The organism is Nonomuraea sp. NPDC051191 (genome assembly GCF_044455665.1).
Lineage (GTDB): Bacteria > Actinomycetota > Actinomycetes > Streptosporangiales > Streptosporangiaceae > Nonomuraea.
The window spans coordinates 1-23325 of sequence record NZ_JBITEZ010000004.1 but is presented as its reverse complement, the minus strand read 5'-3'; the positions used below and the strand labels follow the sequence as shown (position 1 = coordinate 23325).

The 23325-nt window shown below is 68.8% G+C and carries 20 protein-coding genes and 1 rRNA gene; 12 read left to right on the top strand and 9 right to left on the bottom strand.

Annotation, left to right across the window (positions count from 1 at the left end; all coding sequences use genetic code 11):
- Window positions 1-21: 21 nt before the first annotated feature.
- Both ACIA8R_RS11780 and ACIA8R_RS11775 read left to right on the top strand, forming a co-directional pair.
- Window positions 22-429, top strand: a complete 408-nt coding sequence (locus ACIA8R_RS11780; RefSeq protein ID WP_364095478.1) for an OB-fold domain-containing protein — start codon at window positions 22-24, stop codon at window positions 427-429.
- A complete protein-coding gene (locus tag ACIA8R_RS11775; RefSeq protein ID WP_364095481.1) occupies window positions 426-1613 on the top strand; it encodes a lipid-transfer protein in 1188 nt (395 codons plus the stop codon). Before ACIA8R_RS11780 ends, ACIA8R_RS11775 begins: the two co-directional genes overlap by 4 nt.
- Window positions 1614-1650: 37 nt before the next feature.
- Here the strand turns inward: ACIA8R_RS11775 and ACIA8R_RS11770 are convergent, their stop codons facing one another.
- The 5 genes from ACIA8R_RS11770 to ACIA8R_RS11750 all read right to left on the bottom strand — a co-directional run bounded on the left by ACIA8R_RS11770 (window position 1651) and on the right by ACIA8R_RS11750 (window position 7383).
- A complete protein-coding gene (locus ACIA8R_RS11770; protein WP_357710891.1) occupies window positions 1651-2667 on the bottom strand; it encodes a dipeptide ABC transporter ATP-binding protein in 1017 nt (338 codons plus the stop codon).
- Window positions 2651-3688 carry an ABC transporter ATP-binding protein gene (locus ACIA8R_RS11765; RefSeq protein ID WP_357710888.1) on the bottom strand — a complete coding sequence of 346 codons (1038 nt, stop codon included), beginning with the start codon at window positions 3686-3688 and terminating at the stop codon, window positions 2651-2653. Before ACIA8R_RS11765 ends, ACIA8R_RS11770 begins: the two co-directional genes overlap by 17 nt.
- Before the next feature lie 13 nt (window positions 3689-3701).
- The gene (locus tag ACIA8R_RS11760; RefSeq protein ID WP_357710886.1) at window positions 3702-4682 is read right to left on the bottom strand and encodes an ABC transporter permease; all 981 of its coding nucleotides are present in this window, start codon (window positions 4680-4682) and stop codon (window positions 3702-3704) included.
- Window positions 4675-5619, bottom strand: a complete 945-nt coding sequence (locus tag ACIA8R_RS11755; RefSeq protein WP_364095486.1) for an ABC transporter permease — start codon at window positions 5617-5619, stop codon at window positions 4675-4677. Before ACIA8R_RS11755 ends, ACIA8R_RS11760 begins: the two co-directional genes overlap by 8 nt.
- A gap of 129 nt (window positions 5620-5748) precedes the next feature.
- Entirely contained in the window at window positions 5749-7383 is a 1635-nt protein-coding gene (locus tag ACIA8R_RS11750) for an ABC transporter substrate-binding protein (protein WP_357710880.1), read from the bottom strand.
- 470 nt (window positions 7384-7853) lie between these two features.
- Here ACIA8R_RS11750 and ACIA8R_RS11745 point away from each other — a divergent pair, with 470 nt between their 5' ends.
- From ACIA8R_RS11745 to ACIA8R_RS11735, 3 genes are all read left to right on the top strand, one after another.
- Window positions 7854-8789, top strand: a complete 936-nt coding sequence (locus ACIA8R_RS11745) for an ABC transporter permease (RefSeq protein WP_357710877.1) — start codon at window positions 7854-7856, stop codon at window positions 8787-8789.
- Entirely contained in the window at window positions 8782-9648 is an 867-nt protein-coding gene (locus ACIA8R_RS11740) for an ABC transporter ATP-binding protein (RefSeq protein ID WP_357710875.1), read from the top strand. Before ACIA8R_RS11745 ends, ACIA8R_RS11740 begins: the two co-directional genes overlap by 8 nt.
- 128 nt (window positions 9649-9776) lie before the next feature.
- Window positions 9777-9932 (top strand): hypothetical protein, encoded by a 156-nt coding sequence (locus ACIA8R_RS11735; protein WP_357710873.1) that lies wholly within the window; start codon window positions 9777-9779, stop codon window positions 9930-9932.
- Window positions 9933-10454: 522 nt separating this feature from the next.
- Here the strand turns inward: ACIA8R_RS11735 and ACIA8R_RS11730 are convergent.
- Together ACIA8R_RS11730 and ACIA8R_RS11725 are read right to left on the bottom strand one after the other, a co-directional pair.
- The gene (locus ACIA8R_RS11730; protein ID WP_397038038.1) at window positions 10455-11375 is read right to left on the bottom strand and encodes a hypothetical protein; all 921 of its coding nucleotides are present in this window, start codon (window positions 11373-11375) and stop codon (window positions 10455-10457) included.
- Window positions 11376-11840: 465 nt separating this feature from the next.
- Window positions 11841-13157, bottom strand: coding sequence for a lysine 2,3-aminomutase (locus ACIA8R_RS11725; RefSeq protein ID WP_364095497.1), 1317 nt, complete (start codon window positions 13155-13157; stop codon window positions 11841-11843).
- Between the two features lie 177 nt (window positions 13158-13334).
- Here ACIA8R_RS11725 and ACIA8R_RS11720 point away from each other — a divergent pair, with 177 nt between their 5' ends.
- The 5 genes from ACIA8R_RS11720 to ACIA8R_RS11700 all read left to right on the top strand — a co-directional run bounded on the left by ACIA8R_RS11720 (window position 13335) and on the right by ACIA8R_RS11700 (window position 20583).
- Window positions 13335-13895: a DUF1707 domain-containing protein gene (locus tag ACIA8R_RS11720; RefSeq protein WP_357710801.1), complete on the top strand. Its 561-nt coding sequence runs from the start codon at window positions 13335-13337 to the stop codon at window positions 13893-13895.
- 156 nt (window positions 13896-14051) lie between these two features.
- Entirely contained in the window at window positions 14052-15071 is a 1020-nt protein-coding gene (gene plsX / locus ACIA8R_RS11715; protein WP_397038037.1) for a phosphate acyltransferase PlsX, read from the top strand.
- Between the two features lie 41 nt (window positions 15072-15112).
- Window positions 15113-17404, top strand: a complete 2292-nt coding sequence (locus tag ACIA8R_RS11710) for an HAD-IC family P-type ATPase (protein ID WP_364095502.1) — start codon at window positions 15113-15115, stop codon at window positions 17402-17404.
- Window positions 17401-19128: an arginine--tRNA ligase gene (argS, locus tag ACIA8R_RS11705; protein ID WP_364095505.1), complete on the top strand. Its 1728-nt coding sequence runs from the start codon at window positions 17401-17403 to the stop codon at window positions 19126-19128. Before ACIA8R_RS11710 ends, argS begins: the two co-directional genes overlap by 4 nt.
- Window positions 19129-19248: 120 nt before the next feature.
- Entirely contained in the window at window positions 19249-20583 is a 1335-nt protein-coding gene (locus ACIA8R_RS11700; protein WP_364095508.1) for a hypothetical protein, read from the top strand.
- 6 nt (window positions 20584-20589) lie between these two features.
- Here ACIA8R_RS11700 and ACIA8R_RS11695 read toward each other — a convergent pair whose 3' ends face one another.
- On the bottom strand, window positions 20590-20973 hold the full coding sequence (locus tag ACIA8R_RS11695) for a cell division protein SepF (protein WP_352320833.1): 384 nt from the start codon (window positions 20971-20973) through the stop codon (window positions 20590-20592).
- Between the two features lie 170 nt (window positions 20974-21143).
- On the opposite strand from ACIA8R_RS11695, the gene ACIA8R_RS11690 reads away from it, so the two are divergent.
- Both ACIA8R_RS11690 and ACIA8R_RS11685 read left to right on the top strand, forming a co-directional pair.
- Entirely contained in the window at window positions 21144-21914 is a 771-nt protein-coding gene (locus ACIA8R_RS11690; protein ID WP_397038034.1) for a PhzF family phenazine biosynthesis protein, read from the top strand.
- Between the two features lie 338 nt (window positions 21915-22252).
- Window positions 22253-22675: a MerR family transcriptional regulator gene (locus ACIA8R_RS11685; protein WP_397038033.1), complete on the top strand. Its 423-nt coding sequence runs from the start codon at window positions 22253-22255 to the stop codon at window positions 22673-22675.
- Between the two features lie 562 nt (window positions 22676-23237).
- Here ACIA8R_RS11685 and rrf read toward each other — a convergent pair.
- Window positions 23238-23325, bottom strand: a 5S ribosomal RNA gene (gene rrf, locus ACIA8R_RS11680); the annotation flags it as partial.

Below are 23325 nucleotides of genomic sequence, written 5' to 3'. Positions count from 1 at the left end.
GCTTGTGTGATACTCCTGGCTATGACCTTAGCGATCGACGGCTGGTTCGCCATCGACGGGGACGGCGCCACCCACCTCATCGGCACCACCTGCCTGACCTGCGGGACCGTCGCCTTCCCGCCGCAGCGGGGCCTGTGCCGCAACCCGCGCTGCGAGGGCGAGGAGACGGCCGAGACCCGGCTGCCGCGGCGCGGGCGGGTCTGGTCCTACACCGACGCCTGCTACCCGCCGCCGGAGCCGTACGTGGCGGCGCGGCCGTACCGGCCGGTCACGCTGGCCGCCGTCGAGCTCGACGGTGCGGGGCTGGTGGTGCTCGGCCAGGTCAGGGACCTCACGGTGAACGACCTGGAGGTGGGCATGGAGCTGGAGCTCGTCCACGGGCCGCTGGCCGACGGCCCGCTGGTGTGGATGTGGGGGCGGGCCTCGTGAGCGCGGTGGTGGTGCTCGGCGCGGGCATGCACCCGTGGGGCAAGTGGGGACGTCCCTTCGTCGAGTACGGCGTCGCCGCGGCCCGCGCCGCCCTCCGCGACGCCGGGGTGGCCTGGACCGACGTCCAGTACGTGGTGGGGGCCGACACGATCAGGAACGGCTACCCGGGCTTCGTCTCCGGCGCGACCTACGCCCAGGCGCTCGGCTGGACGGGCGCCAGGATCGCCTCCTGCTACGCGGCCTGCGCGTCGGGGGCCCAGGCGGTGGACATCGCGCGTACCAGGATCCTGGCCGGGCTGTGCGACGTGGCGCTCGTGGTGGGCGCCGACTCCACCCCCAAGGGCTTCTTCAAACCCGTCGGCGGCGACCGGCACGACGACCCCGACTGGTTGCGCTTCCGCCTCCTCGGCGCCGCCAACCCCGCCTACTTCGGCCTCTACGCCCGCCGGCGCATGGCCCTGTACGGCTCCACCAGCGACGACTTCGCCGCCGTCAAGGTCAAGAACGCGCTCGCCGGCTCGCTCAACCCCATGGCCCGCTACCGCGCCCGGGTCACGGCGGAGGAGGTGCTCGCCTCACCCATGGTGGCCGACCCGCTGCGCCTGATGGACATCTGCGCCACCTCCGACGGCGGCGCCGCGGTCGTCCTGGCCTCGGAGGCGTACGCCAGGCGTCTCGGCGCGACGGCCCCGGTGCGCCTGGCGGCCGTCTCCACGGTGACGCCGACCTTCCCCAACGCGGTCCTGGAGCTGCCGAACTTCGCCACCGACTCCTGCGCCGCCGTCCCCGCGCCGGAGAGGCCGTTCAGGGCCGCGATCGCGCACGCCGCCTACGAGGAGGCCGGTCTGGGCCCCGAGGACGTCTCCTTCGCCGAGGTGTACGACCTGTCCACCGCCCTGGAGCTGGACTGGGTCGAGGACGTCGGCCTGTGCCCGCCGGGCGAGGCGGACAAGCTCCTGCGGGCGGGCGAGACCGCGCTCGGCGGCCGGGTGCCGGTCAATCCGTCGGGCGGCCTGGCCTCCTTCGGCGAGGCGATCCCGGCCCAGGCGATCGCGCAACTCTGCGAGCTGACGAACCAGCTGCGCGGGGCGGCGGGCGCGCGCCAGGTGCCCGGCGCGCGCGTCGGCCTCGCGGTCAACCAGGGGTTGTTCGGCCACGGCTCGGCCATCGTCGCCACGACGTGAGAAGACCCTCCGGGAGCTTTCCCGGAGGGTCTTCAGGTCATCCCGCGTGGACCACGTCGTGCGTCTCGGCGAAGTGACAGGCGCTCTCGTGCCCGGTCCCCGTCCGGATCTGCAGCAACGGCTCCTCCTCCGCGCAGATCTCCTGCGCCTTCCAGCAGCGGGTGCGGAAGCGGCACCCCGACGGCGGGTTGGCGGGCGAGGGCGGGTCGCCCTGCAGGATGATCCGCTCACGCTGCTCCCGGCCCTCGGGGTCGGGAACCGGCACCGCCGACAGCAGCGCCTGCGTGTACGGATGAGCGGGCTTGTCGTAGATCTCGACGTCCTTGCCGAGCTCCACGAACTTGCCCAGGTACATCACGCCCACCCGGTCGGAGATGTGGCGGACCACCGACAGGTCGTGGGCGATGAAGATGTAGGCCAGGTTGAACTCGTTCTGCAGCCGCTCCAGCAGGTTGATCACCTGGGCCTGGATCGACACGTCCAGCGCCGAGACGGGCTCGTCGCAGACGATGATCTCCGGCTGCAGCGCCAGGCCGCGGGCGATGCCGATGCGCTGCCGCTGGCCGCCCGAGAACTGGTGCGGGTAGCGGTTGATGTGGTCGGGGTTGAGGCCGACGACCTCCAGCAGCTCCTGCACCTTGCGGCGGCGGTCGCCCTTGGGCGCCACCTCCGTGTGGATCTCGTACGGCTCGCCGATGATGTCACCGACGGTCATCCGGGGGTTCAGCGAGGTGTACGGGTCCTGCATCACCATCTGGATGTTGCGGCGCATGCGCTTCAGGTCGCCGCCCCTGGCCTTGGCGATGTCCTTGCCGTTGATCTTCACCGACCCGGAGGTCGGCCGCTCCAACGCCATCAGCACCTTGGCCAGCGTGGACTTGCCGCAGCCCGACTCGCCCACGATGCCCAGGGTCTCGCCCCTGTTCAGATCGAACGACACGCCGTCGACGGCCTTGATCGCGCCGATCTGCTTCTTGAGGACGATGCCCTGGGTCAGGGGGAAGTGCTTGACCAGGTCGCGAACCTCGAGGATGCGCTCACTGCTGCTCGCCATCGAGGACCTCCCTCCAGTAGTGGCAGGCGCTGCCACGCGTGCCGCTGATCTCGTAGAGCTGGGGGGCGCTGGTCACGCAGTTGTCCTGCCGGTACGGGCACCGCGGGTTGAACGCGCATCCGCTCGGCAGGTCGAGCAGGTTGGGCGGTAGACCCTTGATCGCGTACAGCTCCTGGCCCTTGAGGTCAACCCGGGGGATGGACTCCAGCAGACCCTTCGTGTACGGGTGCCCCGGCGCCCGGTAGATGTCGTGCACAGGGGCGTTCTCCACGATCCGGCCGGCGTACATGACCGAGATCTTGTCGGCCACGTCCGCCACGACGCCCAGGTCGTGGGTGATCAGGATCATGCCCATCTGGCTCTCGCGCTGCAGCTCGGCCAGCAGTTCCATGATCTGCGCCTGGACCGTCACGTCCAGCGCGGTGGTCGGCTCGTCCGCGATCAGGACCTCGGGGTCGAGCGCGATCGACATCGCGATCATGATGCGCTGCCGCATGCCGCCCGAGAACTGGTGCGGATAGTCGTTGACGCGCTGCCGGGCGGCCGGGATGCGGACCTTGTCCATCAGCTCGACGGCCTTGTTCAGGCCGTCACGCTTGGACATGCCGCGGTGGACCCGGAACATCTCGCTGATCTGCCAGCCCACGGTGAACACCGGGTTGAGCGCCGAGAGGGCGTCCTGGAAGACCATCGCGATGCGCTGGCCGCGCACCTGGGTGCGGGCGTCGTCCGAGAGCTTGAGCAGGTCGGTGCCCTTGAAGCGGATCTCGCCCTTGGGGATGACGGCCGGCGGCATGTCCAGGATGCCCATGATCGCCTGAGCGGTCACGGACTTGCCCGAACCGGACTCGCCGAGCACCGCCAGCGTCTCACCGGGGTTGACCGTGTAGCTCACGCCGTTCACCGCGCGCACGACGCCCTGACGCGTACGGAACTCCACGTGCAGGTTGTCCACCGCGAGCAGCGGCTCGTTGCCCAGCCCTCCCTCGGCGGGCAACACGTCTGTCGACGTCTTCTTCACTTGATCCCCCCTTCTACCTGAGCTTCGGATCGAGAGCGTCGCGCACGGCGTCGCCCAGCATGATGAACGCCAGCACCGTGACGCTCAGGAACAGGGCCGGGAAGAACAGCGGCAGCGACGCGTCGAGGAACCGCGGCCGGGCGTCGGCGATCATGAGGCCCCACGAGATGTCCGGCGACTGCACGCCGACCCCGAGGAACGACAGCGCCGCCTCCGCCGCGATGTAGCCGCCGAGGTTGATCGTGCTGACCACGATCACCGGCGCCAGCGAGTTCGGCAGCAGGTGCTTGAACATGATCCGCCACTGGCCCGCGCCCACCGCCCGCGCGGCGACCACGAAGTCCTGGCTCTTGGCCGTGATCACCGAGGCCCGCATGATGCGGAACACCATCGGCCATCCGAGCACCGCCAGGGCCGCGATGACCAGCAGGATGCTGTTGATGCCACTGTCACGGAAGGTGGCGGCGATCAGCAGGGCGCCCAGGATCGGCGGGATGGCGAAGAAGATCTCGGTGACCCGGGAGGAGACCGAGTCGATCACGCCGGCGCGGAAGCCGGCGAAGAGACCGAGCAGGCCGCCCACGATCATGGTGAGGATCGTGGTCGTCACGCCGATCACGATGGAGTTGCGGGCGCCGTAGATCGTCCTGGCGAACACGTCACAGCCCTGGCTGTCCTTGCCGAACGGGTGTCCCACGCTGGGGAGCTGCCGGGCGGTGGACAGGTCGCAGGTCTGGGCGTTGGTCGGGTCGATCGAGGTGAACAACGACGGCCAGAACGCCATGACCAGCAGGATCGCGATCAGCACCGCGGAGATGATGAACATCGGCCGGCGACGCAGGTCGTACCAGGCGTCGGTCCACAGGCTGGCGGGCTTCTCCTGCTTCTGCTTCCCGCGCCTGCCCTGCTTCTCGGGGGACGGCGGCGCCGGGACCTCCGTGACCAGCGACTTCGCTTCCGGCAGCATGGGCCCGACGTTTGCTTCGTTACTCATAGCGGATCCTCGGGTCGAGCACTGCGTACAACATGTCGACGACCAGGTTGGCCAGGATGTAGATCAGCACCAGCACGGTCACGATGCCCACGACGACCGGTTGTTCTCGCAGCAGGATCGATTGGAACAGCTGGTTGCCGATGCCCGGCAGGTTGAAGATCGTCTCCGTGATGACCGCGCCGCCCATCAGGTTCCCGAGGTCGGCGCCGAGGTAGGTGACCAGCGGGATCAGCGCGTTGCGGAGTCCGTGCCTGCCGATGACGCGGCGTTTGGACAGGCCCTTGGCGGTCGCCGTGCGGATGTAGTCGGCGCGCAGTGTCTCCACCAGGCTCGTCCGCGTCAACCTGGTGAGATAGGCGATCGACGTGCCGGCGAGCACGAAACCGGGCAGCAGATAGCTGCGGAACCCGGCCGAGATGCCCGCCACGGGGAAGATGTCGCTCCCCGTCCACAGCTTGAGCTTGACTCCGAGCACGAGCTGGAGCACGAAGCCCGTCACCAGAGTGGGGACGGAGATCAGCAGCAGCGTCGAGGCGAGGATGGCGGTGTCGGAGGCCTTGCCGCGGCGCAGAGCCGCCCACAGGCCGAGGCCGACGCCGATGATGGCCTCCATGACGAGAGCCGTCAGCGCGAGGTTCAGCGTGACCTGGAACTTGCCGGCCATGAGCTGCGAGACCGGGATCCTGGAGAAGGTGGTTCCGAAGTCTCCGTGCAGGAGCACGCCGCTGAGGTAGTACCAGTACTGCAGCAGCAGCGGGTCATTCAGGTGGTATTGGTCGCGCAGGACCTCGGCCACCGCCGGGTCCAGGCGCTTCTCGCCCGCCAGTGCCTGGATGGGGTCGCCGGGCAGGGCGAAGACGATCGCGAAGATGAGTAGCGTGGCGCCGAGCAGGACGGGTATCGCCTGCAGCAGTCGCCTGATGACATAACGGCCCATTCAAGCCCTCCGGTACATGCGTGGAGGCAGTCACCTTCGTAGCCGCGGTTTGCCCGGCCCCAAGTGACTGCCTCCAAGCTCAGTCCTCCGAGGGGCGGACGGCAAGAGCCGTCCGCCCGGCGAATGACGTCAGGCCTTCTCGATGTCGGCCCACTGAACCTGGTTGAGCAGGTTCAGCTTGACGCCCTTGACCTTGGGGGAGTGTCCGAAGTTGCTCCGGTAGAAGTACACCGGGATGTACGGCATGTCCTTGATCAGGATGTCGTCGGCCTGCTGGTAGAGCTTGAGGCCCTCGGCAGCGTCGGCGGCCTGGTCACCCTTGGCGACGATGTCGTCGAACTCCTTGTTCTCGTAGCCGCCGTAGTTGGAGCCGGTCGAGATGGCCTGGGTGCCGAAGATCGGCGTCAGGTAGTTCTCGGCCGACGGGTAGTCGATCGACCAGCCCATACGGAACAGGCCCTTGTACTTCTTGGCGTCCAGGTCGTCCAGGATGGCCTTGAAGTTCTCGAACGGCTTCGGCGTGACCTCGATGCCCAGGTTGGCGCGGAGGTTGTTGGCGACGGCCTCGATCCACTCCTTGTGGCCGCCGTCGCCGTTGTAGCCGAGTTCGAGCTTGGCCGGGCCCTTGGCGTCGGCGTAGAGCTTCTTCGCCTCGGCCGGGTTGTACGTGCAGGCCGTGCAGGCGCCCTGACGGTAACCGGGGATGGCCGGGTTGATGAAGTCGTCGGCCGGGGCGCGGGTGCCCGCGAAGACCGTCTCGGTGATGGTCTTGCGGTCGATGGCCATGGAGATGGCCTTGCGCACGTCCGGGTTCTTGAACTCGGGGTTGTACTTCAGCGGGACGCCGATGTAACCCACAGAGGCGTCGGGCTCGTCGAAGTAACGGTCGCCGAGGACGGACTTGGCGGTCGCGATCGCCGAGGCGGGCAGCGAGTCGTCCACGTCCAGGTTCTCGGCCTGGAGGTCCTGGAAGGCGGTCTCGGCCGAGCTGTAGATCTTGAACTGCAGCTTGGTCCAGTTCTTCGGCTTGGTGCCGGGGAACTTGTCGTAGACCGTCATGTCGATGGTCTGCGCGCCGCCCTTCTTGTAGGGCTTGTCGACCTTGAAGAGGCCCTGGCCGATCGGCTGCTCGCCGTAGGCCTGGGTCACCTTGCCGTCGGCGCCGAGCGCGGAGGCCGGCAGCGGGTAGAAGGCGGTGTACCCGAGCATCGTCTTGAACTGCGAGAACGGTGCGGACAGCGTCACCTCAAGGGTGCTGTCGTCGACAGCCTTGAGGCCCTTCATCTCCTTGGCCGTCGGCGTCTTGCCCTCGCCCGGGTGGACGTCGGCGAAGCCGTCGATGCGGGAGAAGAAGGCGGAGGAGCTCATGGCGTTGTCCTGGTTGGCGCCATAGTTCCAGGACCGCGCGTAGTCAGCCGCGGTGACCGGCTTGCCGTCGTGCCAGGTGTAGCCCGACTTGAGCTTGATCGTCCAGACCTTGCTGTCCTGGGTGGTGATCGACTCAGCGGCCTCTTCAACCGGCTGCTTGTTCTCGTCGTACTTGACGAGCGGCGAGAACACCGCGGCGAGGACTTCGGAGCCCTCGGTCTCGGTGGTGTTCAGCGGGTTGAGGAGCTCCTGAGGCTCACCGATCTCCATGCGGACCGGCGTTTCGCCGCCGCCCGCGGCAGTGCCGCCGTCCGAGGCACCGCCGCCACACGCGGCAACCGCGAGGGCGAGCAGCGCGGTACCGGCGACGATCTGTGCGCCCTTAGTAACACGCATGGTGAAAAAAATCCTCCCTCTACAGGTGGGCGACAGCGCTGAGCTGCGGTGATGGTAAGCAGCCTGACGGGGGGTTCCTGGTATCCCCCGGATTTGGCTGACATGGTCAAACCAGCCGACGCCCTGCCAGTCGATCGCGACTATCTCTTACTACTTGCCACCAGCGAGTCTCTGGCGCGTTGCAGTTCGGTCACACGTGCGCCAATCCAGCGTCACAGACATTCCACCCGTAAGGATACAAACCGCCCAGGGATGCTCAAACAGGTCAAGCTTCGACGTGAACAGCGGATGAAAATTACCCCCTACAGGACCGTGGTCGCGCCCTTCCCGCCATGGCGTGCCTCGCTGGGCTACGGTTGAGCGAGTCTTGACGGCACCTTGGAACCTGGCGCCCCAAGACTCCGTCCAAGCATCTGCCGCGTCCCTCGCGGCAGGCACCCCACCGACCGGGATCCAATAGAGTCCTTGCCATGAGCCAGCCGGAATCCGCTGTCGCGGACGCCCAGGCGGGCGGCCGAAGCGGGCAGGAGCCGCTGGCCAAGCTCGCCGAGAGATACGGACTTCGTCGTGCCATCGCGCGGCCGAGGTTCCCTGTCTATCTGCGCCAGCTCTGGGAGCGGCGACACTTCATCCTGACGTACGCGACGTCCCGCAACGTCTCGAAGTACTCCAGCTCGGCCCTGGGCCAGCTGTGGCAGGTGCTGACCCCCCTCCTCAACGCCGGCATCTACTACGTGATGTTCGGCGTCATCCTGGGCGGCCGGGGCGGCATCGAGAACTACCCGGCCTTCCTGCTGACCGGGATGTTCGTCTTCACCTACACCCAGCGTGTGGTGACCGCGGGCGCCAAGTCGATCTCCGGCAACCTGTCGATGATCCGCGCCCTGCACTTCCCGCGCGCCTCGCTGCCGCTGGCGTACACGATCCAGGAGCTGCAGCAGCTCGCCATCTCCATGGGCGTGCTCCTCGTCATCGTGACGGCCACCGGCGAGTGGCCCACCTGGTTCTGGCTCATGATCCCGGTGGTGCTGGCGCTCCAGACGATGTTCAACATCGGGGCCAGCCTGGTGATCGCGCGACTGGGCGCCCAGATGCGCGACCTCAACCAGTTGCTGCCGTTCATCACCCGCACCTGGCTCTACGCCTCGGGCGTCTTCTTCTCGATCCAGGACAAGGTGGTCGGCTCCGCCAAGCTTCCGCAGTGGGTCGCCGACGTGATGTACCTGAATCCGACGGCCTCCTACATCGAGTGGATGCGCGACATCCTCATCAAGACCCACCACACTCAAAACGGACACAACCCCCCGACTATGGTGTTGGTGTCTTGCGTATTCTGGGCAGTGTTCTCACTCGGCTTCGGCTTCTGGTACTTCTGGCGGTCCGAGGAGAGGTACGGGCGTGGCTGAACTGACCGAGGAGCTGTCACAGGTGAAGGGCGAGGAGCCCGCCGTCCCCGGCAAGGACGTGAGGGTGCACCCCAACCCGGAGCCCCAGGGCAAGCGTCCGCTCGACGTTCCCACGGGCACCCCGACCGTCATCGTCGACGACCTGCACATCGTCTACCGCGTCTACGGCACGGCCACCGACAACGAGAAGGGCAACGCGGTCAACGCCCTCACGCGCCTGCTGAAGCGCCAGGGCCGTCCGCAGATGAAGGAGGTCCACGCCGTCAAGGGCGTGACCTTCGTGGCCTACCACGGCGACGCCATCGGCATCGTGGGCCGCAACGGGTCGGGCAAGTCCACGTTGCTGCGCGCCATCGCCGGCCTCCTGCCGCCGCACGAGGGCGCGGTCTACACCGACGGCCAGCCCTCGCTGCTCGGCGTCAACGCCGCGCTCATGCGCGAGCTGACCGGTGAGCGCAACATCGTCCTCGGCTGCTACGCCATGGGCATGACGCCGGCCGAGGTCAAGGAGAAGTACCAGGAGATCGTCGACTTCTCCGGCATCGACGAGTTCGTCCAGCTGCCCATGTCCACGTACTCGTCGGGCATGGGCGCGCGGTTGCGCTTCGCCATCTCCTCGGCCAAGACCCACGACGTCCTGCTCATCGACGAGGCCCTGGCCACGGGTGACCGCGAGTTCCGCAAGAAGAGCGAGGCCCGCATCCGGCAGATCCGCGAGTCGGCCGGCACGGTCTTCCTGGTCGCCCACGACCTCAAGGTCATCGAGGAGACCTGCAACCGGGTCATCTGGCTGCACAAGGGCAAGATCCGGATGGACGGCGACCCCAAGGAAGTCATCTCCGCCTACAACAAGGGCTGAGCCCGTTTCGATCACCCGTGCGAAACGCGGGTGACTCGCGCGCCGAAACGCTGACAGCGTGACGGGCGTTCCGATAGAATTCGAACGCGGATTCGAACCAAGGAACGCTGATGGAGTGGGGGCGCGCGATGGGAGAGCTTTCGGCCGCGATCGACCACCTGGCCATCGAGGACGTGGCCGAGATGCCCAGAATGCAGCTCGCCGAGCAGCTGCTCGACCTTCACTGGCAGATGGCCCGGCTGCAGGCCCAGATAGCCCGCCGCACCGGCGTCCGGCTGCCCTAGCCGGCCCGGTCGGGCGCGGAGCCGTACGAGGGTGGGGAAAAGAGAAGGCCGCCGACCCCGGATCGGGGCCGGCGGCGGGCTCGGCGCGGCGCCGCTGCCCTGCAGTCAGCGGCGGGACGCGTGTGCGAACCCCGGGCTGAGGCACGTCCGCCCAGACCCGTGGCGGGCCCGTCCGCCCGTGGCGGCGGACCCGCGACCGACGCGCGGCAGTGCCGTCGGGGCGCTCGGCACCTTGTGAGCGCACACCATCGGCCTGTCGCATCGGGGCGACGGCGCCCCCTCGTCCCGCGGGCGTCCACTGACGCCGGGGAGAGCGGGAACGCGCCGTCGTGAACAACCTGGCGCATGAACGCGGGCTGCCGCACGGCCGTCACGGCCGGTTCGCGAGCATCGGCACCTTATGACGCCGGCGAACCGTCGCACCGGCCCTCGGCGGGCCGCGTCCGCGCATCGTCACGGCATGTCCGGGACGCACCCGCGCGGGTCACATCCTGAACACGTCCGGTACGCGCCGCGCTCGCGTCAGTTGCGCACCCCGGAGCCGTGCACCGAGCTCGTCAGCGCCTCGGTGCTCCAACCCAGGGCGGACATCATGTCGCTGTAGGAGCCGGCGGCCTTGGAGCCGTTGGACGAGACGAAGCCCGCGGTGTCCTGCATGAGCGGGGTGATCTCGTCGACGGAGGCGGTCTGGGTGGTGCCCGGCAGCGCCTCGACGACCGGCGCGGCCTCGACGGGGGCGACGTGCCCGACCATCGGGGCCAGCTCGGCGCTCGAAGCGTGCGGCAGGGCCATCCTGGCGGCACGGGTCAGCCCGCCCATGCCGGACTCGCTGGACAGGTCGCGCAGCCCCTTGGTGGTGCCCGCCATCGTCGTGGCGGTGGTACCGGCGGTGCCGGCGCCCGTGCCGGGCAGCAGCGCGCCGCCGCCCACCTTGCCCATCGCGCCGCCGACCGAGGCTCCGGCCAGGGCGGTCATCGTGTCCATGGCGCCCCCCAGCGGGGCGCTCGCGCCGGTGAGCTGTCCGTTGCTCTGCGGCGCGCCCTTGACCAGCGGCTGCGCCATGCGGGCGCCGCCGAGCAGCGGCAGCGACTTGGCCAGGCCCTTGCCGCCGCCGCCGACCGACGCGCCGCCGAGGATGGGCGACAGCTCGGGCAGCGGGCCGCTGAAGCGGGTGACGTCCTCGGCCGCGTTCGGCGTCATCGCCAGGCTGGCGCGCCGGTTCTCGTCGGCGATGTCGCGTGCGTGCGCTTCGGCGGCGGCGTCCGACTTGGGCTTGTTGCCGCCGGTCAGACCGCCGAGGCCGCCGCCCAGGCTGCTGAGCAGCCCGCCGCCGAGCAGGCCGCCGATCAGGTCGAGCGGGCCTCCGCTGGTGCCCCCGCCCAGGCCGTCCAGCGGGACGATCTTGGCGGTGTGAGTGAATTGAACTTCTGCTTGAGCTGGCACGGCCAAAGCCGCCGCCAAGCCGAATGCTGTGACGGCAACGGCCGCCTTGACTACTCGATTCATGATTGCCTTCCCGGCTCGTGATCGATCGCTCTCGAATGCGGTGGAAATGCGAATCGATAACCCCCGAATGCCGTGGCGTACACGCTATGGGCACCACACGAAGCGTGCCGTCACGGCTGAGCTACGGAAGCAGTTGTATCACTCACCGTGATGGCCCGCAGGCGACCGGAAAGCCCATGTAGCAGGGTTTGCAGCCCGGTTACCGAGTAAAGGGGGAGCGTTGAGCGGAGAGACAAAACGGGAAATACCCCGGTTTTGATTTGGATTCTGCGCGGACCCGATCATGATCAGATCCGCGACGACGGCGTGCGCCCGCACGGCCCGCGAACAAGTGGTCGCATTAACAAATGTCACGGGCCGGGGGCGCACAATTCAGCGGTGGTGGTACGACAACGCGACCACTCAGATGGGCAGCAGCGCTTCGGCCGGCTCGAACGGAAAACGCTCGGCGAACGCCGGCCGCAGATCCGACAGCCAGACCGCCGACGGGTCGTACCGGGCGAAGAACGGCCGCCCGACCAGCTCTGGGTCGCGGGCCTGGATGAGGTGGAGCACGAAGACGCGCTCACCGGCGATCTCGGTGACGCCGTCCACGCACACCTTGCCCGGCGTGGCCGACATGGACGGCCCCCGGACCGTACGGCAGAGCCCGGAGACGGTCGAGTACGCGTCCCTGAAGATCTCGTACGCGCGGGCCAGCGGGACCGCGAAGTAGTCCTGCGGCCCGGTGTCGCGCTCGACGAACATGTAGTAGGGAATCAGCCCCATCCGCAGCTGCCGCCGCCACATCGACGACCACACGGCGGGATCGTCGTTGATGGACCTGATCAGCGGCGCCTGGGTCCTGATCGTGGCCCCGCTGCCGAGGATGCGTTCGACCGCCGACTCCACCAGCGGCGACTCCAGCTCCCGCGGATGCGAGAAGTGGGCCATGAACGCCAGGTTCTTGCCGGCCTTCACCACCTCCTGGAACAGGCCGAGCGTGGCGTCGGCGTCGGGATCGGTGGTGAAGCGCTGCGGCCAGTAGGCCAGCGCCTTGGTGCCGATCCTGATCGATTCGAGCTGGTCGAGGCCGAGCAGCGGCTCGATGTAGCGCCGGATGACCGGCTCGCCCATGATCATGGCGTCGCCGCCGGTGATCAGGACGCTGGTGACCTCGGGATGCCGGCGGATGTAGGACACCATCCGGTCGATGTCGTCGGAGGCGAACTTCAGGTCCGCGTCCCCGATGAACTGCGCCCACCGGAAGCAGTAGGTGCAGTAGGCGTGACAGGTCTGCCCCTGTTTAGGGAAGAAGAGCACTGTCTCTGGATATTTGTGCTGCATGCCCGGCACTGGCTCGTCGCCGATCCTCGGGACGTTGAGCTCCTTCTGACCGGCGGGATGCGGGTTGAGCTGGGCGCGTACGCGGTTGGCCTCGGCCTGGACCTCGCTGTTGGGCGCCTCGGCCTTGAGCAGATCGGCCAGCCTGGCCACGTCCGCGGCGGGCAGCATGTCCTCCTGAGGGAAGACGAGGCGGTAGATGGGATCGTCGGGCGCCGCCGACCAATCTATGAGTTCATCCACGACGTAGGCGTTCGTCCGGAAGGGCAGCACCGTGGCCACGGCCCGGACCTTCAGCCGCGCCTCGTCGTCCAGCCCCGCACGTCGCAGGAGCTCGTCGAGGTGCTTGGACGTGTACGCCTTGAAGCGTCGGGTGCCTGCCTGGTTCAAGATCACTAGGCCTTTCCCATCTTTTTTGTTCGATCGCCGGTAAACCTCACGACCCTGTCGCGCGTCTACGGTCCTTAATATCCGGACGCGACGCGCCGCGTCCCCGGTTCCGCTGGGCTCCAAGTTTCCTTGCAGGTTCGCGACACTCGCGACATATCGCGATCCCGCATACACTGATTTATCGTGACCGAGGATCTCGACCTGCGCGCCTCCGACGCCGACCGCGACCGCGTGGCGGCCCTGCTGGGCGACGCGCTCGCCACCGGAAGACTGACCAGCGTCGAGCATGCCGACCGTCTGGAGATCGCCTACACGGCGAAGACGATCGGCGAGCTCGTCCCCCTCACCCGGGACCTGCCCCAGGTGTCCACCCCGTCCGCCCTGCCCGAGGCCATCGAGCACCAGGTGATCAGCTCGAAGTTCAGCAAGATCGTGCGCAAGGGGCGCTGGGTCGCGTCCCGGCGCACCAAGCTGTCGGCCCGCTTCGGCGCCCTCGTCATCGACCTGTCCGACGCCGTGCTCCCCGGGCGGGAGATCACGATCGAGACCGACGCCAAGTTCAGCAAGATGATCGTCCGGGTGCCGGAGAACGCCCACGTGATCGACGAGGGCAGCTCCGTCTTCGGCAAACGGAACGTGAGCGGCGGCTCGGCCGGCGACGGCCCGCTGATCCGGGTCACCGGCTCGTCGAAGTTCTCCAAGGTCATCGTGACCCGCGGCCTGGACGACTGGAACCTCCACTGACGGGCGTCCCCGTGAATGGAAGCGCCACGCCGGGGAAGCAGGGAGGTCCACCCGCCGGTTGACGTGACCTCCGGCCTGCCTACGATGCGGACATACACGAGCCCGCGCACCGGCCCGGCCGGCGACGGCGGGCTCGCCTGTCCCACGAGGTGACCATTGTCCGACAGCAGGCCCATCGCGCTCGACGCCATGGGAGGCGACCACGCCCCCCACGAGATCGTGGCCGGCGCGGTCCACGCCGTACGGGAGCGCGGGCTCCCCGTCGTGCTCGTCGGCTCACCCCGCATCCTGTACGAGGCCCTGGCCGACCACGACGCCACCAAAGAGGTCCCCATCGTCCGGGCGGAGGAGGCCCTGGCCATGGACGAAGGCGCCCTGGCCAGCCTGCGCCGCCCGAGGTCCAGCATCGCCATCGCCTGCCATCTCGTCCGCCGCGGCGACGCCTCGGCCGTGGTGTCGGCCGGCTCGACCGCGGGCATCGTCGCCACCGGCCGGCTGCGGCTCAAGGCCCAGCAGGGCGTCCTGCGCCCGGCCATCGCCGTGGCGCTCCCGACGCTCCCCACCCCCACCCTGCTCGTGGACGCCGGTGCCAACGCCGAGGTCAAACCGGAGATGCTGGTGCAGTTCGCCCACCTCGGCACGGCCTACGCCGAGCTGGCCTACGACATCCCCGAGCCCAGGATCGGCCTGCTCACCATCGGCAGCGAGCCGGAGAAGGGCAACAAGCTCGTCAAACGCGCCCACGAGCTGCTCCAGGCCTCCCCCGGCATCCGCTTCACCGGCAACGTCGAAGGCACCGACCTCCTCACCGGCAAGGTGGACGTCATCACCACGGACGGCTTCACCGGCAACGTGGCACTCAAGACCATGGAAGGCGCGGTCCGGTACGCGTTCGGCGAGCTGGCCGAGACCATCGGCGAGAGCCGGATCGCCAAGTTCGGCGCGCTCATGCAACGCGGCCGCCTCCGCGAGCTGCGCAGACGCCTCGACGCCGAGGCCCACGGCGGCGCCGTCCTGCTCGGGCTGAACGGGACGGTGGTGATCGCCCACGGCTCCTCCAGGGCGCCCGCGATCAGCGCCGCCTGCCAGGTCGCCGCCGACCTCTCCGCGGGCGGCATCGTCTCCAGGATCGGCGACAGGATCGCCGCCACACATCGCTCACACAGGCTCTGGTGACGCCGTAGTGTGTGAGACCGATCCACAGGAACGGGGGAAATGTGGACGGCCTCACCTCAGCACAGGTCGCGGGGGCGAAGACCAACGAGGTGCCGCGGCGGTCGAGCAGATCGCTCAGCGCGATCATCAGGGCGAACGTGTTCACCCTGTTCAACCTGGTCATCGGCGTGCTCTGGGCGCTGATCCTGATCTTCGGCGAGTGGCAGGACGGCCTGTTCGGGCTGGTGATCGTGGCCAACGCGCTGATCGGCATCGTCCAGGAGCTGCGCGCCAAACGCACCCTCGACAAGCTGGCCGTGATCAACGAGGCGCCGGTCCGCGTCCGCCGCGACGGCCGGGAGCAGCAGGTCGAGCCGCGCCGGATCGTCCTCGGCGACCTGATCCTGCTCGGCTCGGGCGACCGAATCCTGGTCGACGGGGAGGTCGTCGCCTCCGACGGCCTGGAGATCGACGAGTCACTGCTGACCGGCGAGGCCGACCCGGTGCACAAGAAGCCCGGCGACGAGGTGCTGTCGGGCAGCTTCGCGGTGGCCGGCTCCGGCGCGTACGTCGCCACCCGCGTCGGCACCGACGCCTACGCCGTGCGGCTGGCGGAGGAGGCCAGCAAGTTCCACCTGGCCCACTCCGAGCTGCGCGAGGGCGTGGCCAACTTCATCAAGTACATCACCTGGCTGGTCATCCCGATCGGCGCCCTGCTGATCTACAGCCAACTGCACAACTCCGCCGACTTCCGCACCGCCATCACCGGCGCGGTCGCCGGCATCGTCACCATGATCCCCGAGGGCCTGGTGCTGATGACCTCGATCGCGTTCGCCGTCGGCGTCATCCGTCTCGGCCGGCGCAAGTGCCTGGTCCAGGAGCTGCCCGCGATCGAGGGGCTGGCCAGGGTCGACGTGCTCTGCCTGGACAAGACCGGTACCCTCACCGCCGGCGGCATGGACCTCGACCAGGTGCTCCCGCTGCGCGACGGCCACCCCGTCGAGCCCGCGCTGGCCGCCCTGGCCCACCTCGACGCCCACCCCAACGCCACCGCCCAGGCCATCCGGGCCCGCTACCCCGCACCCTCCGACGGCTGGACGGCGGCCTCGGCCGTGCCCTTCTCCTCGGCCCGCAAGTGGAGCGGCGCCGACTTCGGCCGGCACGGCGCCTGGCTGCTGGGCGCGCCCGACGTCCTGCTGCACGACGGCGACGGCTACGACAAGGCCGCCGAGCTGGCCGCCACCGGCACCCGCGTCCTCGTCCTGTGCCGTACGCACGACCTGCGGGCCGCCGAGAACGGCGAGGCCGTCGAGCCCGTCGCGCTGGTCACCCTCGCGCAGAAGATCAGGCCCGACGCCCTCAAGACCCTCGGCTACTTCGCCAAGCAGGGCGTCACCGTCAAGGTGATCTCCGGCGACAACCCCGAGGCGGTCTCCGCCATCGCCATGAGCCTGAAGATCCCGGACGGCGACCGTTCCGTCGACGCCAGGACGCTCCCCCAGGACGACCCCGCCAAGCTCGGCGAGCTGCTCGACTCCCACACCGTGTTCGGCCGGGTCAGCCCGCAGCAGAAACGGCAGTTCGTCGGCGCGCTGCAGGCCCGCGGGCACACCGTGGCCATGACCGGCGACGGCGTCAACGACGTCCTCGCGCTCAAGGACGCCGACCTCGGCATCGCCATGGGCGCGGGCAGCCCGGCCACCAAGGCGGTGGCCCAGGTGGTGCTGCTGGACAACAGGTTCGCCACGCTCCCGCACGTCGTCGGCGAGGGCCGCCGGGTGCTGGCCAACATCGAACGCGTCTCCAACCTCTTCCTCACCAAGACCTTCTACGCGATCGTGCTGTCGCTGGCCGTCGGCGTGGCCGGGGTGATGTTCCCGTTCGCGCCCCGCCACTCGACCCTCACCAACGCGCTGACCATCGGCATCCCGGCGTTCTTCCTGGCGCTCGCGCCCACGCTCGAACGGGCGCGGCCGGGGTTCGTCCGGCGGGTGCTGCGCTTCGCCGTACCGGCGGGGGTGTTGTGCGCGGTCGCGGTGCTGCTGTCGTTCTGGGCCGCGCACAGCGGCACCTCCACCCTGACCGAGGACCAGACGTCCGCGGTGATCACGCTCTTCCTCACCACGTGGTGGGTGCTCGTGCTGATCACCAGGCCGCTCAACTGGTGGCGGATCGCGCTGCTGGCGTCCATGGCGGGGCTCTTCGCACTCGCCCTCGCGCTGCCTCCCGTCAGGGAGTTCTTCGCCCTCGCGCCCGGCGACATAAGCAACGACCTGACGGCCGTCGGCATCGCCCTGGTGGCTGCCGCGGCGATCAGCATCGCGGTCAAGGTCGCCGGTACCCTTAGAACATGACCGACCCGCAGATAGTGCTCACCGAGCGCGTCCAGCAGGCGCTGGCCAACGCGTTCGGTGCCGAGCACGCCGACGCAGACCCGCTGATCCGGCCCTCACAGTTCGCCGACTTTCAGGCGAACGTCGCGTTGAGCCTGGCCAAGCGCCTGCGACGGGCCCCGCGGGAGGTCGCCGAGGCGATCAGAGCAGAGTTGTCCGACTTCCCCGGCACGGTCGAGGTCAGCGGCCCCGGCTTCCTCAACATCACGCTCGCCGACTCCTGGATCGAGTCCCAGACCGCGGGCATGCGCGACGACAGTCGCCTCGGCGTCGGCACGATCACGCCCGCGCAGACCGTGGTGATCGACTACTCCGCGCCCAACGCGGCCAAGGAGATGCACGTCGGCCACCTGCGCACCACCATCGTCGGCGACTCGCTGGCCCGCCTGCACGAACACCTCGGCAACAAGGTGATCAGGCAGAACCACCTCGGCGACTGGGGCACCCCGTTCGGCATGCTCATCGAGCACCTGCTCGACATCGGCGAGCCGGCCGCGGTCGCCCAGCTCGAAGCGGGCATGGGCACCGAGTTCTACCAGGCGGCGCGGGCCAAGTTCGACGCCGACGAGGGCTTCAAGCAGCGTGCCCGGGTCCGGGTCACCACCCTCCAGTCGGGCGACCCCGCCACCATGCGCCTGTGGCACGTCTTCATGGACGCCACCGTCCGCTACTTCAACAAGGTCTACTCCCTGCTCGGCGTCACGCTGACCGACGCCGACCTGGCGGGCGAGAGCATGTACAACCCCATGCTGGAGAGGACCTGCGACGATCTTGAGTCGTCGGGCGTGGCCGTCCACAGCGAGGGTGCGCTCTGCCTGTTCCCGCCCGGCTTCACCGGCTCCGACGACAAGCCCCTGCCGCTCATCATCAGGAAGAGCGACGGCGGCTACGGCTACGCCTCCACCGACATGGCGGCGATCCGCTACCGCGTCCACGACCTGAAGGCCGACCGCATCCTCTACGTCGTGGGCGCCGACCAGGCCCTGCACTTCCGCATGGTCTTCGCCTCCGCGCAGATGGCCGGCTGGCTGCCCGACACGGTCTCGGCCGAACACGTCCAGATCGGCATGATGCTGGGCAAGGACGGCCGCCGCTTCAAGACCAGGTCGGGCGAGTCCATCAAGCTGATGGACCTCCTCCAGGAGGGCGTCGAGCGGGCCACGGCGGCCATCGCCGAACGCGGCTACGACGAGGCCACCCGGAACGAGATCGCCCTCTCCGTCGGCATGGGCGCGGTGAAGTACGCCGACCTGTCGGTCAGCCACGACAGCGAATACGTCTTCGACTACGACCGCATGCTGGGCTTCACCGGCAACACCGGCCCCTACATGCAGTACGCCACGGCCCGTATCCGCTCCATCTTCCGCAAGGCGGACATGGCCCCGGCGGACGCCACGTCCCCGATCCTCCTGGGCGACCCCGCCGAGCGCGCCCTGGCCCTCCACCTGCTGGGCTTCGGCACGCTCATCGAAGAGGTCACCGTCCGGTCCGAGCCCCACCGGCTGTGCAACTTCCTCTTCGAGGCGGCGAGCCTGTACAGCACGTTCTACGAGCAGTGCCCGGTGCTGCGGTCCGACGTCGAGCCCGAGGTCCGCGCCTCGCGGCTGGCCCTGTGCGCGCTGACCCTGCGCGTGCTCGAAACCGGCCTCGACCTTCTGGGCGTCCCCGTCCCCGAGCGCATGTAACAGGCAGTTGACTCAAAGTCTCCCGTTCCGTCGTGGGCGCGCCTCCACCTGGTTGGCGCGCCCTAACGGCTAGGCTTTACGCGGTCATGAACTGAGGCCGAAATGGGGGAGTTCTCTGCCTTGAGCACGGACCTGACTGCGAGCCCCCAAGCAGCGACGGAGTTGCAACGCTACGCCGAGGCGCTGCTGGCGCACCTCGCCGCCAACGGCACCGCCCCTCCCGCCGCTCCGGGCTTTCGCGACATACCTGGCCACTGGCTGCCTCCGGCCGTCGAAGCACTGGTCGCCATCCTCGCCGGCGACGACCCGCTCGAACCGCTGAGCAGGGCCGCCGGCCGTGACCAGCAGCAGACCGCGCTCTTCCTGTGCCTGGCGCTGGCGGTCTCCGGGCAGGGCAGCCGCATCCACGCCTCCTGGCTCGGCACGGCCTTCGGCGAGCTGTCGCTCGACCGTCCCGTCACCCACGGGCAGCGCTCGCTCTGGCTGGCCGCCGCCCGCGGCGCCTACGGCCCGGCCGGCAAGATCTTCGTGCTGCGCAAGCTCGACGCGCTGGCCGTGCAGGAGCACGCCGACGTCGAGGAATGGGTGCAGGCGCTGGTGCCCGGCGAGCCCGCCGTCGTCGTGCCGCCGTCGCTGGCCGACTTCCCGGAGATGGCCGAAATCCCCGACCTGGCCCGTCCGGCGGTGGCGGCCGCCCGCCTGTCCAGGCTGCGCGGCCGGTGCGCCGAGATCACCTCGGCGCGGCAGGCCGACCACGACTCCGCCGTCCCGCTCAGCAACAGCTCGGCCAGCCCGGCCGCGTCGTGGGCCGAGGACGAACCGCTGGCGGTCCTACGCACCCAGATCGGGCAGGGCGGCCCGGCGGGCCCGATGGCCTCGCTGATCTCCCACCTGCTCGACGACCTGCGTCCCGGCGCCGACCCGCACCTGGCCGCCATCGCCCTGCACGTCGCGGCGCCCATCCTGCGCGGCCTGGCCGAAGAGCTCGAAGCCGACAGCCGGTTGACGCCGCCCGCCACGCTGACCGTCCCGCTGCTCGGCCACCGCATCCACCTGCGCCCCGAAGGCCCCGACGAGACCTCGATCGCCACGGCTGAGAACGCCATCCTCACCGAAGGCGTCGTGCCGCGCGGCCGGCCGTGGGCCGCCTTCGTGCTGATCGTGGCGGGTGTCGCATGCCTGGCCGGAGCGGCGTTCAGCGCCTCGCTCCTGCTGGCCGCCGCCGGGGTGGCCATGCTCGGGCTGGGCGGCTGGCAGCTCTGGCAGCGCCACAAGACCGTCGTCGCCGACGCCCGTTACGTGGCCGCCCAGGTCAACGAGCTGAAGGAGCTGGCCGAGGGCGCCGTCTGGGCCCTGCACGCCTACGCCAGAGAAGCGGACGCACGCGCGAAACAGGCCGCTGACGATGCAGCCGAGCTCACCCGGCTGATTCGTCGCGGCCCGCGCGCTGCGTAGACCTGATCAGGTCGTCTCGATCTCCACGTGCGCCGGCGCGAGCAGGAACACGCGGTCGGCGATGCGCTCGATCCGCCCCTCGCAACCGAACGCGAGCCCGGCGGCGAAGTCGACCATCCTCGTCGCCTCGGGCATCGCCATGCCCGTGACGTCCATGATCACCGTCTGCCCGTCACGGAAGTGCTGACCGATCAACGGTGCGTCGTTGTACTTGAGCGGCTGGACCATAACGATGCGCGACGCGTCGACGTTCGCGCGCCACCGCCGGGCGGCACGCTCCGTCGCCGGAACGTACTCGTCCTCGTAGTGCTCGTCGTCGTCATAGCCGTCGTCGTAGTGATCGACCCCGCTCAGGCCAAGGTAGTTCACCACCTTGCGCACTGCCCCCATCGGCTTGTCCTTTCCTCAGGAACTCACCGTAATCGGCACGTCCCTACACATTGGACGGTAACCGACGATTCCGCATTCGCCACGCGACACGCCCAGCCCTAATTCCATTTTGTACGGCTTGCAACCTGCTTGCATCTGGATATCCGTCCCCCCCGTATAGCATCGGCCACATGCGCCTGTTCACTGTAGACGCCTTCACCGACACAGCTTTCAAGGGTAATCCCGCAGGTGTCTGCCTGCTGGACTCTCCGGTTACTGATGGCTGGATGCAGAGCGTAGCCGCCGAGATGAACCTCTCCGAGACCGCCTTCCTGCTCGGCGATTCGCTACGGTGGTTCACCCCTGTGGTCGAGGTCACTCTCTGCGGTCATGCCACGCTGGCGACCGCTCACGTTCTGTATTCGACCGGGGCCGCCACCGGACCGGTCGAATTCCGCACGGCCGGCGGAACGCTAACCGTGAATCGCGCCACAGGGGACCTCATCACGATGGATTTCCCGGCCAAGCAGGTGACGCCCGTCACGGTTCCCGACGGCCTGGAGAATGCGCTCGGAGCCGCAGCGGTGGAGGTCCGGAAAAGCGACCTGGACCTGCTGGTCGAGGTCGATTCAGAGGAGACGGTACGCTCCCTGCGCCCCGACATCCCGACCCTGTCGGCAGTGGACGCCCGCGGTGTCATCGTCACCGCCCGCGGCACCGGCACGGATTTCGTCTCACGATTCTTCGCTCCCAAAGTCGGCATTCCGGAGGATCCGGTGACGGGCTCGGCCCACTGCGCCCTGTCGCCGTATTGGTCCGCGCGCCTCGGCCGCACCGCGCTGACCGGCGCGCAACTCTCCGCCAGAGGGGGCCTGGTGCACACCCGCCTTGACGGCGACCGCGTCCACCTCGCCGGCCATGCCGTGACGATCCTCACCGGCACACTCCTCACGCCCAGGTAAAAACTTCCTTACCTTCCTTGCTTCCCTCCCCTCAGCTCTCTAACCTGCAAACCGTGTTGGAGGTTAGCTCCCACGGCAGAGGCAGGAGGCTCGGAACCATGCCGCCGACGGACGGCCCACGCTTCGACGTCCCTGCCGTCCGAAGCGTCAGCACCCACCGCGAGGATGCGCACGTTGGCCAGACGTGTCCCCATCGAAACACCTCGACTCCAGCCGTCCTCGAACGCGTCGGGCCCGCAAGGTGACGAATCGGCGCGACGACACAAAGGCCATCCGGGCCTGACCCGGCACCGGGGCCCCAGTGATCCCGGCCCCGCCCCGAACCCGAGGAGGCCACGATGCCCGAGCTGCCCTTCGACGACGAACACGCCCCGCTCTACTCCCTGGGCCAGGTCGCCGAGATGCTCCAGGTCCGCCAGGCCTACCTCCGCCGCCTGGACGAACACGACGTCATCAGCCCCAGCCGCTCATCCGGCGGCCAACGCCGCTACTCCCGCGCCGACATCATGACCGTCCGGCACGTGACCGACCTCGCCGACCAGGGCATGACGCTGATCGCCATCCGCCGCATCCTGGAACTCGAACGCGAACTCGCCGACGCCCGCCGGCAACTGCAAGAAGCCCAGGGCCACCTCACCAACACACCCCCACCGCCTCAGGAGGACACCGAACGCCGAGATCCCCCCGAACGCCCTGCCAGCCACCACACACTGCCCCAGGCCTCGCCGACACCAAGCCCTGACCCGCTGAGTCGGCGGTAAGAGCTAGGGGACGAGCATGCATATCGCACGATGTGCCGCTGAAGGAAGCCTCACTGAGCCCGCGCTCTGACGGCCCGGAGCAGCCCCAGCCACATCGTTCGTAGAGCGACTAACCCCTCGCCCACCCCACGCTCCCGAGGGACCTCGTCATCTCCCAGGGAGCCGCCGACGCGCCGCCCGAAACGCCCACCAGCGGCGAGCCATCCGCGACGACCGAATCCCAGAGCTGACACCAAGACCGAGCCGCCATCGACAGCTGCCTGCCATTCCAGTTACACCGACCGAAGCCGGTCCCGACCCCAGGACCCCAGACCTCAGCTTGCCACCCACAGAAGCCAGATAGCGTCCCACACACGCCACACAGTCCACCGACGCCCAGCATGCGCCGGCCTCTCAGGCCGCCCAGCTGGCTGCGCCGCCTCCAAGCACCTACACCCCACCCGCGGCCGCCCCACGCTGACGAGCCCACCCGCCCGCTGAACAGAACCAGACGACGCCCGCCAACACCCCCACAACGCAAAGAAGGCCCCACACAACCGTGTGGGGCCTTCTTTGAAAGATTGTCCGGCGGTGACCTACTCTCCCACACCCTCCCGAGTGCAGTACCATCGGCGCAGAGAAGCTTAACTTCCGGGTTCGGAATGTAACCG